The organism is Vreelandella sedimenti (assembly GCF_013416325.1).
Lineage (GTDB): Bacteria > Pseudomonadota > Gammaproteobacteria > Pseudomonadales > Halomonadaceae > Vreelandella > Vreelandella sedimenti.
This window is the reverse complement of sequence record NZ_JACCGK010000007.1, coordinates 32,465-49,835: the sequence shown is the minus strand read 5'-3', so window position 1 is coordinate 49,835 and position 17,371 is coordinate 32,465. Positions and strand designations below refer to the sequence as shown.

The 17,371-nt window shown below is 56.3% G+C and carries 16 protein-coding genes; 9 read left to right on the top strand and 7 right to left on the bottom strand.

Going from position 1 to position 17,371, the window contains the following annotated elements:
• The first annotated feature begins 112 nt into the window (after positions 1–112).
• The 5 genes from HZU72_RS09165 to HZU72_RS09145 all read left to right on the top strand — a co-directional run bounded on the left by HZU72_RS09165 (position 113) and on the right by HZU72_RS09145 (position 5,110).
• Positions 113–1,060 (top strand): LysR family transcriptional regulator, encoded by a 948-nt coding sequence (locus HZU72_RS09165; protein ID WP_180091521.1) that lies wholly within the window; start codon positions 113–115, stop codon positions 1,058–1,060.
• Between the two features lie 116 nt (positions 1,061–1,176).
• Positions 1,177–1,950 carry a pseudouridine synthase gene (locus HZU72_RS09160; protein WP_180091520.1) on the top strand — a complete coding sequence of 258 codons (774 nt, stop codon included), beginning with the start codon at positions 1,177–1,179 and terminating at the stop codon, positions 1,948–1,950.
• A 35-nt stretch (positions 1,951–1,985) separates the two neighbouring features.
• Positions 1,986–2,852, top strand: coding sequence for a tRNA cyclic N6-threonylcarbamoyladenosine(37) synthase TcdA (gene tcdA, locus HZU72_RS09155; protein ID WP_180091679.1), 867 nt, complete (start codon positions 1,986–1,988; stop codon positions 2,850–2,852).
• Complete coding sequence (locus HZU72_RS09150; RefSeq protein ID WP_180091519.1) at positions 2,849–3,067, top strand: DUF1653 domain-containing protein; 219 nt, start codon at positions 2,849–2,851, stop codon at positions 3,065–3,067. Before tcdA ends, HZU72_RS09150 begins: the two co-directional genes overlap by 4 nt.
• 27 nt (positions 3,068–3,094) lie before the next feature.
• On the top strand, positions 3,095–5,110 hold the full coding sequence (locus HZU72_RS09145; RefSeq protein ID WP_180091518.1) for a RecQ family ATP-dependent DNA helicase: 2,016 nt from the start codon (positions 3,095–3,097) through the stop codon (positions 5,108–5,110).
• A 7-nt stretch (positions 5,111–5,117) separates the two neighbouring features.
• Here the strand turns inward: HZU72_RS09145 and HZU72_RS09140 are convergent, their stop codons facing one another.
• Both HZU72_RS09140 and HZU72_RS09135 read right to left on the bottom strand, forming a co-directional pair.
• Positions 5,118–6,632: an AbgT family transporter gene (locus HZU72_RS09140; RefSeq protein WP_180091517.1), complete on the bottom strand. Its 1,515-nt coding sequence runs from the start codon at positions 6,630–6,632 to the stop codon at positions 5,118–5,120.
• A 59-nt stretch (positions 6,633–6,691) separates the two neighbouring features.
• Entirely contained in the window at positions 6,692–7,873 is a 1,182-nt protein-coding gene (locus tag HZU72_RS09135) for a M20 aminoacylase family protein (RefSeq protein ID WP_180091516.1), read from the bottom strand.
• Positions 7,874–8,031: 158 nt separating this feature from the next.
• On the opposite strand from HZU72_RS09135, the gene HZU72_RS09130 reads away from it, so the two are divergent.
• Positions 8,032–8,955, top strand: a complete 924-nt coding sequence (locus HZU72_RS09130) for a LysR substrate-binding domain-containing protein (RefSeq protein ID WP_180091515.1) — start codon at positions 8,032–8,034, stop codon at positions 8,953–8,955.
• Positions 8,956–9,037: 82 nt separating this feature from the next.
• Here HZU72_RS09130 and HZU72_RS09125 read toward each other — a convergent pair whose 3' ends face one another.
• From HZU72_RS09125 to HZU72_RS09105, 5 genes are all read right to left on the bottom strand, one after another.
• Complete coding sequence (locus tag HZU72_RS09125; RefSeq protein ID WP_180091514.1) at positions 9,038–10,459, bottom strand: FAD-dependent oxidoreductase; 1,422 nt, start codon at positions 10,457–10,459, stop codon at positions 9,038–9,040.
• Complete coding sequence (locus HZU72_RS09120; RefSeq protein ID WP_180091513.1) at positions 10,459–11,406, bottom strand: polysaccharide deacetylase family protein; 948 nt, start codon at positions 11,404–11,406, stop codon at positions 10,459–10,461. Before HZU72_RS09120 ends, HZU72_RS09125 begins: the two co-directional genes overlap by 1 nt.
• A 4-nt stretch (positions 11,407–11,410) precedes the next feature.
• Positions 11,411–12,364, bottom strand: coding sequence for a polysaccharide deacetylase family protein (locus HZU72_RS09115; RefSeq protein ID WP_180091512.1), 954 nt, complete (start codon positions 12,362–12,364; stop codon positions 11,411–11,413).
• Between the two features lie 28 nt (positions 12,365–12,392).
• Positions 12,393–13,058: an isochorismatase family protein gene (locus HZU72_RS09110; protein WP_180091511.1), complete on the bottom strand. Its 666-nt coding sequence runs from the start codon at positions 13,056–13,058 to the stop codon at positions 12,393–12,395.
• Between the two features lie 64 nt (positions 13,059–13,122).
• Positions 13,123–14,040, bottom strand: a complete 918-nt coding sequence (locus tag HZU72_RS09105) for an isocitrate lyase/PEP mutase family protein (RefSeq protein WP_180091510.1) — start codon at positions 14,038–14,040, stop codon at positions 13,123–13,125.
• Positions 14,041–14,266: 226 nt separating this feature from the next.
• Between HZU72_RS09105 and HZU72_RS09100 the strand changes: the two genes are divergently transcribed.
• From HZU72_RS09100 to leuD, 3 genes are all read left to right on the top strand, one after another.
• Positions 14,267–15,073, top strand: a complete 807-nt coding sequence (locus HZU72_RS09100) for a GntR family transcriptional regulator (RefSeq protein ID WP_180091509.1) — start codon at positions 14,267–14,269, stop codon at positions 15,071–15,073.
• 145 nt (positions 15,074–15,218) lie between these two features.
• The gene (gene leuC, locus HZU72_RS09095) at positions 15,219–16,658 is read left to right on the top strand and encodes a 3-isopropylmalate dehydratase large subunit (RefSeq protein WP_180091508.1); all 1,440 of its coding nucleotides are present in this window, start codon (positions 15,219–15,221) and stop codon (positions 16,656–16,658) included.
• Positions 16,658–17,296 carry a 3-isopropylmalate dehydratase small subunit gene (gene leuD / locus HZU72_RS09090; RefSeq protein WP_180091507.1) on the top strand — a complete coding sequence of 213 codons (639 nt, stop codon included), beginning with the start codon at positions 16,658–16,660 and terminating at the stop codon, positions 17,294–17,296. Before leuC ends, leuD begins: the two co-directional genes overlap by 1 nt.
• Positions 17,297–17,371 lie beyond the last annotated feature (75 nt).

Genomic DNA, 17,371 nt, shown 5'->3' with positions numbered 1-17,371 from the left:
TGAGCCGCCGCCTTGAATTAAAACTAATCTATTGCTTAGGAGTGCCACAAGTGCAATGTTTAGAACTTATCATTGCCGTTTTGGCAATGCTTATGGCGAAGGGGGAGCCACTATGAATCCACGCGTATTACAAGAAACGGCGTTACGCTACTTTCTCGAAGTGGTTCGCTGTGGCTCTATTAGTGAAGCCTCAGGGAAGCTAAATGTGGCGCCCTCAGCCATCAGCCGTCAGATTGCCCGGTTGGAAAGCGAGCTGGATACGCTGCTGTTTGAGCGCCGTGCGCGGGGTATGGTGCCCAGCGCGGCAGGGGAGTTACTGGCGATGCATGCCCGCCATATGCAGCTTGAGGCAGACCGTATTGGCAGCGAAATAATGGCCTTGCGTGGGTTACAGCGGGGCAAGGTTCGTTTGGCTAGTTCGGAAGGCTTTGCCGTGGATTTTTTACCCGCGGCAATTGCGGCTTTTCGCAAGCGTTACAGCGGTATTCATTTCCACCTGATGGTGGGGGCGCCCGCCCAAGCGACTCGGTATGTCAGGGAAGGCGATGCAGATATCGGCATTACCTTTAGCCTCAAGCCTGAGGCGGATATTACCGTTGCCCTTAGGCAGCCAGCGCCAATTATGGCGCTGGTTTCTCCGCACCATGAGCTTGCCGTTAAAAAACATATCTCGCTGGCGCAGCTTCAGGGCTATCCGCTGGCGTTACCCTCGCCAGACACGACCCTGCGCCAGCTGTTTGATATCTGCTGTAGCCGTCAAAACCTGGCGTTTGAATCCATTTTTAGCAGCGATTACACCGAGGCTTTGATTAACTTCGCCATGCTCGGGGGCGGTGTGGCGCTGGCAGGGGAAATATCAGTGCGCTACCGCATTCAGCAACAGCGCTTAGTGGCGATTCCTATTCGAGACCAGGGCATGGATTCCCGCTTTATTGAAGTCCAGACCCTAGCCAAGCGCACATTGCCGACGGCGACGCAGGCATTTTTAGCGTTTCTAAAAGAGCATATCCCGCCTGGGCAGCTGCCGCTTTTTCCTACTCCACCAACAATGAACTGCTGATCACCTACCTTCTTAGCAAGCGCTGTCGTGAATAGCGTATTGCGCGGATGACATCTCACGGCCAAGCCGCGACAATGGCGCCCTGTTTAGATTGTTAGCTTTAACCGGGGAGCGTTATGACGCCACTCAACATCCTCTATCAGGATGAGTATCTCGTCGCGGTGCATAAGCCGTCAGGGCTTTTGGTGCATCGCTCGGCGTTGGCGCGCGGTGAAACCGAATTTCTGCTTCAGCGCTTACGCGACCAGCTTGGCAAGCGGGTATATCCCGTTCACCGGCTGGATCGGCCGACCTCGGGGGTAATGGTATTTGCTCTCTCGTCGGCAGTGGCTGGTCTGCTCAGCGATGCGTTTAGCGAGCGCCAGGTGGAAAAGCGCTACCTGGCAGTGGTGCGCGGTAAAGCACCGGAAAATGATCGTTTGGATTACCCGCTAAGGGAAGAGGACGGTACGCGCCCCAAGGCGGAAATGCCCGCCATGCCCGCGATGACCGATATTCGCCGCCTGGATAGCGTCGAGCTGCCCGTGCAGGTCGACCGCTACCCGGTGGCGCGCTACTCCCTGGTAGAGGCGCGGCCGCTGACCGGGCGCCGCCATCAAATTCGCCGCCATCTTTCCCGGCGTGGCTACCCAATTATTGGTGATGCCAAGCACGGTAAAAGTGTCCACAATCGCTTTTTTGCTGAGCAGATGAGTGCTCCGCGCTTGCTGCTCGCCGCGACCTATTTGGCCTTTGACCATCCGCTGCTAGACAAGCGTGTACAATTGAGCTGTGCCTTGGATGACACCATGATCGCCCTGTTTAACCAGCTTGGCTGGGCGGGGCATTTACCGCTGGATAGCGTGCGCACGCCGCCCCACACCAAGCCTTCCGCCCTTCAAGCGTTATGAGTGAGTTTGTGATGTCCTCAGCTACTCCATCGAGCATGCCGTCCGCTTCGCCTGTGCCTACGGCTAACGTGAAACCTCCTTCTGCAGATTATGATTTTCGCTTTGGCGGCATTCGCCGTCTTTATGGCCAGCGTGCAGCCGAGGTGTTTCGTCATGCCCACGTGGTGGTGGTGGGTGTCGGCGGGGTAGGCAGTTGGACGGTAGAGGCGCTGGCACGCTCGGGCATTGGCAAGCTGACGTTGATTGACCTGGACGACGTCTGCGTTTCCAACGTCAACCGCCAGCTCCATGCGCTGGATGGTACTATCGGTCAGCCCAAGGTTGATGTGCTGGCCGAGCGCTGCCGCTTGATTGCCCCGGAAATTGAGATTGTGGCTGACACTGCCTTCGTGACACCCACCAACCTGGCCGAGCGGATTCCCGATGATGCCGATCACGTGGTGGATGCCATCGACAGCGTGATCGCCAAAGCCGCGCTGATTGCTTGGTGCAAGCGGCGCAAAATCCCCATTACCGTGACCGGCGCGGCGGGCGGGCAAACTGACCCCACACGTATTCAGGTCGCGGACCTCACCCGCACCGAGCACGACCCGCTGCTATCCAAAGTGCGCTCGCGGCTGCGTCGGGATTACGGCTTTTCCCGCAACCCCAAACGGCGCTTCTCGGTAGAGTGCGTCTACTCCGACGAGCAATTGGTGTATCCCGGCACCGACGGTGAAGTGTGCTTGCAAAAGCCTGGCAGTGGTGATGCCACGCGCTTGGACTGCGCTTCCGGTTTCGGTGCTGCGACTTTTTTAACCGGCACCTTTGGCTTTGTCGCCGCGTCAAAAGTGCTCGAACGCCTCGCCAAAAAAGCCAACCAGCCAGCCGCCACAAACGCACCTCAAGAGGAGAGCCAATGACTGCCCCCGTTCCCGGTATTTATCGCCACTACAAAGGCAGCCTTTACGAAGTGCTTGGCACCGCCCAGCACAGCGAAAACCAAGAGCCGCTGGTGGTGTATCGTGCCCTTTACGGTGACTACGACCTCTGGGTGCGTCCGCTTGAGATGTTTACGGAAACAGTGACGAAAGAGGGCCACACCCAGCCGCGCTTTGCGCTGGAAAAGGCGTTTTAGCCGGAATTTCGCTATCAAGGAGTATTCATGCCCCCTATATCACCGCAGCAAACGCTGAAAGACGTATTTGGTTTTGACGACTTTCGTGGCGGCCAGCAGGCAGTGGTGACCAAAGTGTTGGCGGGGCACTCCACGGCGGCGATTTTTGCTACCGGCGCGGGGAAGTCATTGTGCTACCAGCTTCCAGCGCTGCACCTACCGCACTTAACCCTGGTGGTGTCACCGTTGCTGGCGCTGATGCAGGATCAACTGGCGTTTCTGGCCCGCCACGGCGTGGCAGCGGCAAGCATTGATTCCACCCAAGACCGTGATGCTACCCGGGAAGTGATGGAGCGCGCTAAAAGCGGCGAGCTGAAAATCCTTATGGTCTCGGTGGAGCGGCTCAAGAATGAGCGCTTTCGCCACTTTCTGCGCCAAGTGCATATTTCACTTATGGTGGTTGATGAAGCCCACTGCCTCTCTGAGTGGGGGCATAACTTCCGCCCTGACTACCTCAAGCTGCCGGACTACCAGGGCGACTTTGCCATTCCCCAGGTGCTGCTGCTTACCGCCACGGCGACCCCGGCAGTAATTGCCGATATGGGTGAGAAGTTTGCCATTGCGCCGGAGAACGTGATTGCCACCGGCTTTTACCGTTCAAATCTTGAACTGCTGGTATCTCCGGCCATGGAAGATCGCCCGCAGCAGCTGATCAACTGGCTAAAACCGCAGATGCAGCCGGGTAGCGAAGCACCGACGATTATTTACGTCACCCTGCAACAAACCGCCGAGCGGGTGGCGAAGGCGTTAGCGGCCCAGGGAATCGCTGCCCAGGCTTACCATGCAGGGCTAGATTCCCAGCGACGGGATGAGATTCAGCGGCAATTTATGAGCGGCGAGTCGCCCTGCATCGTGGCCACTATCGCCTTTGGCATGGGCATTGATAAGGGCGATATCCGCAATGTGGTGCATTATGACCTGCCCAAATCCATCGAGAACTACAGCCAGGAGATTGGCCGGGCGGGACGCGACGGCCTGCCTTCCACGTGCCTGACCCTGGCCGGGCGGGATGGCTTGCGGGTGCTGGAAAACTTCGTTTACGGCGATACCCCTGAATACGCGGGCATCTATCGTTTGTTGGAAGAGATAGCGGCGGCAGGCCAAGCGCCAGATCGCCAGTGGGAGGTGCTGCTCAACACGCTTTCCCGTGATACCAATATCCGTCCTCTGCCGCTAAAGACGCTGCTGGTGCGGCTAGAGATGCATGGCATTATCGCACCGCGCTTCGCATTTCTAGCCGAGTACCGGCTGCGCTACCACCTTGAGCCTAGTGAATTAGTTAGCCGCTTTGAAGGCGAGCGGGCGGCCTTTGTGCGCCTTATAATCGACAATATTCCGATCGCGCGAATTTGGGGAACGGTAGATTTTGACCGTCTAAATCAGGCGGGGCAGGCGCAGCAGATTGACGCTTCCCGTGCTCGCGTCATTACCGCCCTTGAGTACTTTCAAGATAAGGGCTGGCTGACCCTGGAAGGCAAGCGGATGACCGACGTCTACGAGATCTGCCAGCCGAATTTTACCATTGAGGCGCTGGCGAGCCAGCTATACGACGATTGCCTGAATCGAGAGCGAATCGAGATTGAGCGGCTGCAGGCCATGCTGGCACTGTTCGAGTCAGAGGACTGCCTGACACGACGGCTAACCATGCACTTTGGTGATAGTACCTTTGGTGACAGCACCTTTGATACACCATCCAATACTGAACAGTGGCGCTGCGGACATTGCTCGGTGTGTTATGGCCACCCGGTAAAACTACCTGATGCGCCGCCCGAGCCACCGCTAACGGCGGCCGATTTTCAGCGCTACGCCACACCGCTGATTGAGCACCACAGCGAACAGCTCGGCCAGCCGCCCAATGCCCAGCGGCTGGCGCACTTTTTGTGTGGCTTGACCATGCCGGTGTTTACCCCGCTCAAAGCCCGCAGCCTGAACGGCTTCGCGGTCTTTGAACAGCGCGCCTATCCAGAAGTGCGTGAGTGGGCGGAGGCGATGCTGGGACAATAAAGGCCGATCAAAGTCCGAACGGTAACCCCAGCCAGTACCAAATAAAGAACAGGCTGCTCCAGCCGGTTAACACGGCGAGGGAGTAGGGCATGGCCATGGTCAGTAGATGGCCGAGGGTAAACGACTTGTTGTACAGGTGGATGACCGCGAGCACTAACGGCAGGTAGGGGTTAATGGGCGAGATCACGTTAGTCGATGAATCGGCTATCCGGTAAGCCGCTTGGATGGCTTCTGGCTCAAGGCCCAACAGCATCAGCATGGGTAGAAAAATCGGCGCCATCAGCGCCCACTGCGCCGAGCCGCTGTAAAGAAATAGGTTCACGACGGCGGCCAGTAGAATAAAGCACACTAAAGCCAGCGCCGTAGGCATATTGATTTGTAGCAGTAGGTCAGCGCCATTCACTGCGCTGACAATCGCCAAGTTTGACCAGTTAAAGATGGCAATAAATTGCGCCACCATAAAGACGATGACAATAAACCCACACATATCCCGCATCGCCGCTTCCATTAAGCGTGGTACATCGCTGGATTGTTTGATCTTACCTACCGAAACGCCGTACACAATGCCGCACAGGCTAAAGAACAGCACGATGATGGGCACCAAACCACTCATAAAGGGCGAAGGTAACAGACCCCCTTCAGCACTGCGTAAACCGGAACCCGCTGGCAGAATAAGCAGCAGGATAACCGCAATATAGGCCAGTGCCGCTATGCCGGTGTAGCGCAGCGCACGCCGTTCCGTGTCGGTTAACTGTACGCCGTGGCTTTTGTCTTCATCATCACTCTGATCCTGAAAGCGCGCCAGCATGGGCTCGACATACTTGTCGTTCATGACGGTGATAATTAGGGTAATTAACGGCACCGAGGCACACATAAAGAACCAGTTGGCCACCACGCTGACTTCGTGGCCGGGGCTAACGCTCTGAACGACTTCCGTCGAGATACCGGATAGCAGCAGATCCGTGCCCGCAATAAAGAAATTGGCGCTAAAACCAGCAAAAACGGCGATAAAGGCCACCATAATGCCGGCAATCGGGTTTCGGCCAACGGTTTTAAACATGATGGCGGCCAAAGGGGGAATCAGGAAAACTGCCGCATCCGAAACCAGATTGCCGATGATCGAGGTGATGACCACCGCCGGGGTAATAAAGCGCGGCGCCACATTACTCAACATGCGTCGAATGGTGGCATCGGCGAGGCCAGTTTTCTGAATTAGCCCCAGTGCTAATACCATCACCAGTACCAGCCCTAGCGGGCGGAAACTGGTGAAGTTAGTGACTGCCCCGGTCACCATAAATCTTAGCCCGTCCCAGCTAAGCAGCGAACGAACCTGAACGAACTCGTCGGTGGCCGGGTGGCGCACAGGCTCGACCCAAACGCTCATCAATGCCGACAGGCCTAGCGTGACGACAAAAAGTATAAAAAACATAATAAAAGGGTGGGGCAGTGCATCGGCGATTCGCGCTATCCGGTGCATTAATCCGGTGTTGCCACCGGACGTTGAGAGTTTGTTCGCTTCCATGTTGTTCTCCGCTTTATATCTGGAAGTGCTGTTTATTGAAGTGTGCTTTCTTGAACTGCTTAGGGAGAGGGGAGTTCACGCTGTATTAGCTGAACAAAATAAGAAGCGCCCACCGGGATAATGTTGTCGTTAAAGTCATAGCTGGGGTTGTGAACACTCACGCCACCGGTTTCGCCTTCAACACCATTGCCCAGAAACACATAGCACCCCGGAACGGCTTGCAGCATGAAGGAGAAGTCTTCGCTGCCAGAAATCGGTAAGCAATCAGAGTTCACTTTTGCATCGCCGACGACTGCGCGGGCAACATCGGTGGCGAGTTGGGTGGCTTGCGGGTCGTTGACCGTGGCCGGGTAGTTTCCGGGGCGAATGGTGAGCGTTGCCGTGGCGCCGTAGGCCTGGGCAGTACTGGCAACCAGTTGTTCCAGTCGTTGAATCACATGCTCTCGTACTGCGTCATTAAAGGAGCGAATGCAGCCCCGCATGGTGGCGGTATCGGGAATGACGTTGAAGGTGCCCGTGCCGGCATGCAGGTCGGTAAAGGACAGCACGGCGGAATCGAGCGGGGCAGTATTGCGGCTAACGATAGACTGCGCGCCGCTGATAATCGCGCTCACGATCAGCATCGGATCAACGGCGTGCTGCGGCATTGCCGCATGGCCGCCTTTACCGTGAACGTCAATGGTGAAGCGGTCTGAGCTGGCCAGCAGGGGGCCTGCGCGCAGCCAGAATTCGCCTTGAGGAATGCCCGGCATATTGTGGATACCGTAAACGCGGTCACAGGGGAAGCGTTCAAACAAACCATCATTGATCATCGCCTTAGCGCCGGCTAAGCCCTCCTCAGCGGGCTGAAAAATAAAGTGTACGGTGCCGGAAAAATCACGATGTTTAGCCAGATACCATGCGGCGGCTAACAGCATGGTGGTGTGACCGTCGTGGCCGCAGCCGTGCATTTTGCCCTGGTTAAGAGACGCATGAGCGAACTGATTGTTTTCCGTCATGGCGAGGGCATCCATATCGGCGCGCAGCCCGATGGCACGAGCGACGGGCGTTTTGCCGCGCAGTACGCCGACGACCCCGGTTTTAGCGATGCCGGTATGAACCTCGTCAAATCCCCACTCTGTGAGCTTGTCCGCCACTAACTTGGCGGTGCGCTGCTCCTCAAAGCCCAGCTCCGGGTGCTGATGAATATCCTGTCGCCAAGCGGTGAACTGTGCGTTGTTACCCGCAATTTCATCGATCATAGGTAGCCCTTTAGGTTTCTTGAAACGATAGCACTTAAGCTATAGCTAAATATTATGCTTTGAGTGTTGGGACGAAGTCTTTTAGCTACCTTTAACTGTATACTGGCTTTTTTAGTCAGATATATTGATTTTTGCTTATCGAAGGATGACGAAATGTTATGGCTTATCGAGGATTTACGGACAGCCAGATAGAAGCCTTCATGTGGATTATGAAAACCAGTAGCGCTACGGAAGCAGCCAGTAAGATGCTGATTTCACAACCGGCGATTAGCCGTTTGATAAAACAGTTGGAGGCGCGGCTTGGATTTGATCTGTTCGAACGCCACAATAATCGCCTACTGCCGACCCGGCGTGGCACGCTTTTTTATGACGAGGTGGAGCGGGTTTATATTGGCTTACAGCATTTGCGTCAGTTTGCCGAACGGCTAAAAGAGAGAGCGGCAGGCCAATTGAGAGTGGTCAGCATGCCGTCTTTTGCCATGAGCCTGGTGCCAGATGCCGCTACGCTGCTTGCCGAGCAGTTTCCCGACCTTGAAATTAGTCTCTACTCCTACCGATCCAGCCAGATAGCGGAGGAAATGGTGGCCCAGCGCTTCGATTTTGGCATTACCACCGATACTCGAATCGATCCGCGCTACCAGAGCTTTCAGTACTCTCTACCTGGCATGTGCTTGATTCCGCCAGGGCATCCGCTGGAAGCTAAAGCGCTTATTAACATTGAAGATTTCGCCAATGAAACGCTGATTTGTGGTGAGCCTAATGAGCAAAGCCGTAATCGGATTACTCAGCGACTGAGGAAACATGCCGTTTCGCCCAAAAAAATATGGACAGTCTCGCTGGGGGAGATGGCGATCCGACTAGTAGCTAACGGTGCCGGTCTTGCCGTGTTAAACGCCGTATCGGCCTGTGATGCAAAGCGAGTGGGCGTGGTGGTTCGCCCGCTCGCGTTTGATATTCGTTATGACTTTCAAATTATTTTGCCGCTGGAAAAAGATCTTGAACCCGCCATCAACAACATCAATGCTGAGTTGATCGCGTTAGTCGAGCAGAAAATTTTCGAAAGCCTCAAAATAGTTGGCTAGCAACTGACCTTTACCCAGCTCAAGGCGCGCCTGTCAGGCAGGGCGCCAACGGGTGGCGCCCTGTACTTAGTGGTGTAGTGGCTCAAGGGAGTGCCGCTGAGCTTAACTTTAAGTGCAGCAACTCCGCGGCACTTTTACCCGCTACGGCACCCAGCACCACGGCGCTAAGCAGGCCGTTGCCAGAAAGATAGCCGCTGTCGTTGGAGCCCGAAACACCGCGGGCGGCACCGCCTGCGGCAAACAGGTTGGGTAGCGCCTGCCCCTGAGTATTGAGTACCCGTGCAGCGGTGTTGACCTCTAAACCGCCCTGGGTGTGAAACAGCGCACCCGTGACACGAATGGCGTAGTAGGGAGCTTTGAGGAGGTTGGCGGGTTCAAAACGGCGACCAAAGGTATCTACCGTTTGCTGTTTGGCATGCTGCTGCATCTCCGCAAAGGTAGCCTGCAGCGCTGTTAGCGGCAGATTCAAACCAGCCGCTATCTCTTCAATGCTGGCAAAGCTGCGCAACGCGCCGCTCTCCTGGGCATTACGGTAATCTTCAAACGCCTGTGCGGATTCATGAATACGGGCGTCATAAAGATTCCAGGCAATTTTCTCCGGCTGGGCCAAGACTTTGGCCGCCTGCTCGGAGTAGCCCCCATGCTCATTAGAAAATCGCTTGCCGTTTAGATTGACCTGAATGCCGCCCTGCATCATCAGCGCCCAACTGATCAAGACCTGATGGGGTGTTGCCAGTGAACCGTGCCCCTGGCAGGCACCCAAATCCTTAGTGCTGGCACCCATGGCCTGGCCCCATAGCAGAGCATCGCCCTGGTTTCCCTCATGGCCGTAGTAGAGCGCGTGTTTGAGTGTCGGCAGGTAGCGCTCCACCAGCTCTACGTTACCGCCATAGCCGTTGCAGGCCAGAATCAGCGCGTCGCAGCCAACGCTTTCGCGACTGCCATCCGGGCGCTCAAGGGTTACGCCTCGCACTCGCTGAGTATCATCAACGTGCAAATCCACTACTCGCGCCTGGGTCAAAATATCAATGCCTGCCGCTTCGGCGGCATTGAGCAGCGCCCCCATGAGCTCTTCACCGGTTCGTCGTGGCGTAGCATGCATGCGCAGGTGGCGGTGGCCGGGGTAGAGAAAGCCCTCTACCAGCTCAAAAGGCACGCCGTGCTGATCCGCCAACCACTCGATGGTTTGGCCTGATTGAGTAGCAAGTAGTTCGACAATGGCCGGGTCTGCCTCAAAGCCATTCTTCTTTTGAATATCCTCAGCCATGGCCTCAGCGGAATCGCTGACCCCTAGTTCATGCTGAAAGCGCGTATTGGCGGCGGGAATAAAGCCCGACGACATCGCCGTGCTGCCGCGAGGCAGTGCGTCGCGCTCCAGCACTGCCAGCTCAACACCCGCCTCCTGGGCCGCTAACGCTGCCACTAACCCGCAGGCCCCCGCGCCGATAATTAGCAGAGGTAAATGGGCATCAAGGCGATCATGAGTATAAGGGAGTATCGCCATTACGCCTGCTCCGTTGCATGGTGAAAGGCATCCAGAATCTCGCCCGCCGGTGCCTGCCACACTTCTGGATGCCCGCTGATATGGGCCAGCACTTCTTCCAGGCAGGCAATGCGGTGGGGCTGGCCCACCAACCAGGGGTGCAGGTTCAGCGCAAACAGCCGCCCGCCTTGTTCGCGTGACTCTTCCAGCAGGAAATCGAAGGCGTCTTTTACCTGTGTCACCCACGAATCTTCCGAGTGCAGGTTTTGGCTCATCACGAACTGATCTTCGATCTCTGTAGCCAAGGGCATCATGGTCAGGTTGCCCGCTTGGGTGTGGCCTGTTTGTGTGAAGCATCGATAGGGCATATCGTCGTTCACCCAGTCGGCGCAGTACTCGATGCCATTGTCGGCCAGCAGGTCAGGGGTCTTGAAGCTCTGGTGCTTGGCGGGGCTCAGCCAGCCGCGAACGGGTTGACCGGTCACCCGACGCAGAGTGTCAACAGAGCGTTTGACCAGCTCGGCCTCCTCTTCGATTGGCTGGCCGCCGTAGTGCAGATGATCCATGTTCCAGCCGTGGGCGATAAATTCACCGCCGTGCTCTTTCAGGCGCTGCACCAGATAGGGCGTTTGCTCCGCGAGCTGGGCGTTGATTGCAAAAGTGGGCGTGATGTTGTGCGCCGCCAGAGCTTTGAGCACCCGATATATCCCCACGCGGTTGCCGTAATCCCGCAGTGAGAAGTGGCGCAAGTCCGGGTAAGGCATTGTCATGCCGTTAGGTACTTTAAACGGCTTGCCGCGCTGGTTTAACGGGTAAAACTGCAGCGAAATATTGACCCACACCGCCAGGCTTTTGCCTTCAGGCCAGGTGACCGGAGCGCGTTCGCTCAGCATCGACCATTCATAGCGCTTGTGATCGTAGCCGTGGTGGCGGCGGGGGTAGTCGAGATAGTCGTCGTTAAGCGTCATAGCGTTACCCCTGTTTGCCTGCGGTGGCGGCCTGGGCCGCAATACTGTCGAGGGCGGCATCGTAATAGTTGGCCAAGTAGTAGTCGGCAATCTCGCGCCCGGTAGCGACCCACACATCCGGGTGGTCGGTGATGTACTCCAGCGCCTCTTCAAACGCCTTGATACGATGCGGGCAGCTCACCTGATAGTTGTGAGTGGGAATGCACATCACCGTGCCGGACTCCGCGCCCTCGGCATACAGACGGTCAAAGTGGCGCTTGAGCATGGTGGCGTACTGGCGCGGCTCTACTTTATTCACCGCGTAGACGATGGTGTCGTTCATCTCCAGCGAGTAAGGCATGGAGATAAAACGTTTGCCGGAGCGAACGCTGACCGGCGTCGGTTGGTCATCGTGGAAGAGATCACAGGTGTAAATCCCTCCTTTGTCACCGAATAACTCTTCGCCCACTTCGGCAAATAGATCCAGAGTGCGCTCTGAGTGGGAGAGCGCGGGCGCCAGATAACCTGCACAAGCCTGGCCGGTATGGCGATGAATGGTTTCCATGCTGTCACGGATCATTGTCCGCTCCTGGGCTTCGCTCAACCCATAGGTGTAGCGGGTGTTGTAGATACCGTGGCTGAAAAACTCCCAGTCGCGCTCTTTGCACATCTGGATAATCTCGGGGTGGTGCTCGCACAGCGCCACCGACAGCGACACCGAGCCGCGAATGCCGTACTTATCCAGCAGAGCCATCTGGCGCTGGTGGCCAACCCGGTTGCCGTAGTCGCGAATGCTGTAGCCGGGCACCGAAGGGTGCGGATGCGGCCAAGGGTTACGCTGCGGGTTCAGCGGTGGGTCGAGTTCGTAATACTCGATATTGGGTGCGACCCAGAAGGCCACCTTGGCGCCCCCTGGCCACTCGATTTTAGGGCGTTGGTCGTAGGCCCAGTAGTCGTAAACGCCTAGTGACTCTTTCATAACCGGCTCCTTTGAAACTTGGTAGGCCTTAGGCGTTGCCATTCAGCCATTCGAGTACATTGGCAACTGGCAGAACGTCGGCATACTTGAGATGCAGGTCGGTCAGGTTGGCGTAGTGGTAGCTTTCGTGCTTATCCGCGACGCACTCCATGGGCACGATGGTGCGGTAGCCCCGGGAAAGGCTCTCCACGGCGGTGGCGCGAATGCAGCCAGAGGTAGAGCCGCCAGTAATGATCACCGTATCGACCTGATGCCACACTAAAAGCGATTGCAGCGGGGTTTCAAAAAACGCCGAGGGCATGCGCTTGGTGTAGATCACATCTCGGCTGTGATCGATTTCACAGCGTTCGTCGAATTCGGCGCGCTCAGAGCCATACTTAATGTTTTGCAGCGAATCGGGCGTATCGGTACGCGTACCCCAAACCCCGGCGTCTTCGGCGGAGTCTAGAAACGCCACATGGGTCCAAACCACCGGCCAGCCTTTCTCCCGAAAACCGCGGACCAATTGGTTGGTGTACTCCAACTGCTTGGGGTCGGTTTCATAGGCGGTTTTGAAGAGATCGGTGCGGGTATAAGCCTTTTGTGGGTCGACATTCACCAGCACCGCTTTCTTGCCAAAGCCAAAGGGTACCCGCTGAGGGTTGGCCATTACGTCGTTAAAAATCTCTTTCGCCGTTTTGTCGGTGGTCTGCATCGTCGTCTCCTGAATAGTTATTTATTCGCACTTATAAATATTGGGCACGGTTTGATGAGAGGCGCTAGCGATTGTCGTACTGCTCGCCGAGCTCCAGCATCGCCTGGGTGCCTAAATAGTCGTTAAGCTGTTTGAAATCGAGCATTTGGTCGCGGAAGGCATCGGTGGTGCCATCCTGCTTAAGTGTGGCGAAGAAACGGCTGGCCATATGGGTAATCGCCCGCACCAGTGCGCCGGGGAAAATCACCAGCGAGAAGCCTAGGTCTTCAAGCGCCTGAGCGTTCTGCAGCGGCGTGTCACCCCCCTCGACCATATTGGCCATGATGGGCACCTTGCCTTTAAACTGGGTCATGATTTTGCTGATATCTTCGTCACTACGGATACCTTCGATAAACAGCATATCCACGCCAGCTTCATAATAGGCTTGGGCACGCTCAATGGCGCTGTCGGTGCCTTCCACCCCCAGCGCATCGGTTCGGCCAATAATAAGCGTGTTGTCATTTTCACGGGCGTCCAGTGCGGCATGCAACTTACCGACCATTTCGCTTTTGGAGACCAGGGTTTTACCGCGCAAGTGGCCGCAGCGCTTGGGGTAGGTTTGATCCTCAAGCTGAATGGCGTTTGCGCCAGCGCGCTCCAGCAGTCTAACGCTGCGCATCACATTCATGGCATTGCCAAAGCCGGTATCGCAATCCACGACCACGGATAAGTTGGTGCGCTCACGAATATGCGACATGGCGGTGCAAATTTCAGTAATGCTGAGCAGGCCAATATCCGGTCGCCCAAGCTGGGTATAGGCCAGGCTGGCGCCGGAAAGGTAGGCCGTATCGAAGCCCGCTTGCTCAGCTAGGGATGCGCCTAACGCATCAAACACACCGGGGGCGACCACAATGGAGCTATCTTTCAGTTGCTGTCTAAGCTGGCCGGACTGTTGTGAAACTTGCTGTGAAGCCTGGTTTGAAGAGCGGTGTGAGCGTGACATAGCGATCTCATCTATTTTAAGTAAGCGTCAGCGGCGACTATGAGGCCACCCAGTTAGTGATACTTAAGGGCACTGGTTCTGTAATAATGGCTCTCAAGGGGCAGCAGCAGTTGTGTTATTGATTAGCTGTCAATATGTATTATATATAATACATTTTTATGTCTATTATTATCCCTACGTCAAGCCAGATTTGAATTTTTTAACCATTTTCTAAAGAGAGGCGTGGATGAGTGAGGCACAACCCTCCGCGGTGGGCGGCACCAAATCACACCGCATCTACCTGCTGTTGAAAGACGCTATTTTGAGTGGGCGGCTGCCAGCGGGCAGTAAACTGCCAGGCGAAAATAAACTGGCAGAGCAGCATGGCGTGTCACGCGTCACCGTTCGACGTGCGATGGAGGCGCTGCAAACTACAGGATTGGTAGAGCGGAAAGCAGGCGTGGGCACAGTGGTGTTGGAGCAGCCGTTGGACGCCACGGTGATGACCGCCAGCGTCTCGAACCTAATGCCTAATATGGTCAAGATGAGCCAGGCTTCCCAGGTGCGGCTGCTGGAGTTTGCCTATGTGCTGCCGCCGGAAATGATTCGTGAGCGGCTGGGTATGGGGCAAGGCGGTAAGGTGCAACGCTCGGTGCGTGTCCGCATGGTCGACGATAAGCCATTTTCCCACCTGGTGACCCATGTACCGGAAGCGATTGCCCTGCACTACAACGAGATGGATTTAGCCAATACGCCGCTGTTTGTACTACTGGAGCGTAGCGGCGTGAAAGTTGATCACGCTTCCCAATCGATTTCCGCCACTCTGGCCAGTCATGAGGTCGCGGAAGCGCTGGATGTTGCCGTTGGCTCGCCGCTGATTTCACTTACCCGCGTGGTGTTTGATGAGCAGGGCCGAGGCGTCGAGCACTTGGATGCGCTCTATCGTCCTGATCGTTATCGCTTTCAAATTGACCTGGAGCGTAACGGTGACGGTAACTCCCGCTACTGGGAGCCCAAGGTGGGTGGAGTGCCGACCAGCGGGAAGGCTGAGTAGTGTAATTGAGTTGTTTTTTAATGTATTAAATTTAATACAGATTTAAAATTACAAAAAATACATTTGACCTGTGTTGTGGAATTGCGCTAGTTGTATTGGGTGAGAATGATAAGTCCAACGAAGGCTGAGGCAACGAGCGACGACCATGAGTACCCCAACAACGCTGTTTGACAAAGTTTGGCGAGCCCACGAGGTTCACCGCAGTGAAAGCGGTCAGAGCCTGTTGTGGATTGACCGCCACTTTGTCCACGAAGGCTCCTTCCACGCGTTCAATAAGTTGGCTGAACGCCAGTTGCCCGTTGCACGGCCCGATTTAACCTTTGGTATTGCTGACCACTACGTACCAACGCTGACTCGCGACTTGGCAGGTGTTGCCGACCCCAAAGTGCGCTCGATGATTGAGCTGCTCTCCCACAATACCCAGCGGCATGGGGTGACGCTGTTTGGTCTCGATGACCCGCGTCAGGGCATTGTGCATGTGCTAGGGCCCGAGCAGGGACTCACTCAGCCCGGCATGGTGATGGTGTGCGGCGATAGCCATACCGCCACCCATGGCGCCTTTGGCAGCATTGCCTTTGGCATTGGCGCCTCGGAAGTGGCCCACGTGCTGGCCACGCAAACCTTGTGGCAAAGCAAACCCAAGGTGATGCGGATTACTGTCGAGGGCCAACTGGCCGAGGGCATCACCGCCAAAGATATTGCGCTGACCTGGATTGCGCGGCTAGGCGCCGACGGCGCACGGGGTTATGCCATTGAGTACGCTGGCGAGGCGATCCGCTCGCTCTCCATGGAAGCGCGTCTCACGCTGTGTAATCTCTCCATTGAAGGCGGCGGCCGCTGCGGCATGATTGCTCCAGACCAAACCACCTTCGACTATCTGCGTGACCGCCCCTGGAGTCCGAAAGGGAGAGCCTTCGAGCAAGCCTGCACCTATTGGGCCACGCTCTACAGCGACCCAGGCGCCCGTTTTGATCTTGAAGTGACGCTGCATGCGGACGAAATCGCGCCGACGGTGACCTGGGGTGTCTCGCCTGAAGAGGCACTGCCGATTGATCGCGCTGTGCCCGACCCTGAGCAACTGAACGATCCCGCGAAAGCTCGCCAGGCTCGGGATAGCTTGGCCTATATGGGACTAACGGCGGGGCAAAAGCTCACTGATATCAACATTGATCGGGTGTTTATTGGCTCTTGTACCAACGCGCGTATTGAAGACTTGCGCGCTGCCGCAGCAGTGCTGGCAGGGCAAAAAAGTCGTGTGCCGGGCATGGTATCTCCCGGCTCAACGCAAGTGAAAACACAGGCCGAAGCCGAAGGGTTAGACCGTATCTTTATCGACGCAGGGCTTGAGTGGCGACACTCGGGCTGCTCTATGTGCGTAGGCATGAACGGTGATTTAGTGGCCAGCGGCGAGCGCTGCGCCTCGACCACCAATCGCAACTTCAAGGGCCGCCAAGGGCCAGGCGCACGCACTCATCTGATGTCACCCGCCATGGTGGCCGCAGCGGCGGTGAGTGGGCGGCTAGCCGATGTGCGTACGTTAACAGCGGGCGCTGATTCATCCGTTCAGGCTTCAGGAGCGCACTAATGCAACCGATTACCGTCCTAGACACCCTTGGCGTTGCCCTTGCCGCGGCTAACGTGGATACCGATCAGTTGATTCCCGCGCGCTTTATGAAAGAGCCGCGCAGCGTCGGCTACGGTCAGTTTTTACTTTATGACGTTCGCCACGACGAGCAGGGCACACCGGACGCAAGTTTCATTCTTCATCGTCCCGGCGCGGGGGATGCTGAAGTAATGGTTAGCCGCCGGAACTTCGGAGCGGGGTCATCCCGTGAGGCAGCCGTTTATGCGCTGGTTGATTATGGCTTCCGCTGTGTGGTGGCGCCGAGCTTTGGCGATATTTTTGCTTCTAACGCCGTCAATAATGGCTTACTGCCTGCGATGGTGGAAGAGGATGACGCCGAGCGTTTGTTATCAGCGCTTGGCGATGCGCCGGCAGCGATACACGTTGACTTAGACAAGCAGGCTATCCGTGTCGCCGAAGTAGAAGTCAGCTTTTCAATTAGCCCCGTTTGGCGCACCAAGCTGCTTAACGGTTGGGATGATATCGATATGACTCGCCAGCATGCCGACACCATTACCGATTTCTCAGCACAGTACACGGCACAGTTCCCCTGGACAGCGGCTCAGCCGCCAGAGAGTACCCTTATCAGCAAGGGGTAGAAACGGCCTGGAAGTATATTGCTAACAACAGCACGCACGTTTGCAGCAGACGTTTATAAGAAGGGTTAATAAACA